Consider the following 529-nt stretch of genomic DNA (forward strand, 5'->3'; position numbering starts at 1 on the left):
CCGCCGCCAACGTCGCGGAGTACTACGACATCCCGTTTGCCACGCTGCATCACGTCCCCATGCGGCCGAACGGCCAGACCGTTTCGATGCTGCCGGCGCCGTTGAGCCGCTCGGCGATGACGGCGTTCGACTGGTTCAGTTGGCGCCTGAACAAGAAGGTCGAGGACACGCAGCGCCGCGAACTCGGGCTCCCCAAGGCAACGCATCCCTCGCCGCGCCGGATCGCCCAGCGAAAGTCGCTGGAAATCCAAGCGTACGACGAGGTTTGCTTTCCCGGACTGGCGGACGAATGGGCGAAATGGGACGGCCTACGGCCGTTTGTCGGCCCATTGACAATGCAACTGACCACGGGCGCCGACGACGACGTGGCAGCTTGGATTGCCGCCGGATCGCCGCCGATTTGCTTTGGCTTCGGCAGCATGCCGGTCGAATCTCCGGTCGACACGGTCGAAATGATCGCTGCGGCATGTGCGGAATTGCACCAGCGGGCGCTAATTTGCGCCGGCTGGAGCGATTTCAGCGATGTGCG

The 529-nt window shown here is 64.3% G+C and carries 1 pseudogene; it reads left to right on the top strand.

Features of this window, described 5'->3' with window-relative positions:
• A pseudogene (locus A5697_RS27985) lies at positions 1-529 on the top strand (glycosyl transferase family 1); the annotation flags it as partial.

Origin of the sequence: Mycobacterium sp. E3251 (genome assembly GCF_001666835.1) — a bacterium.
Lineage (GTDB): Bacteria > Actinomycetota > Actinomycetes > Mycobacteriales > Mycobacteriaceae > Mycobacterium.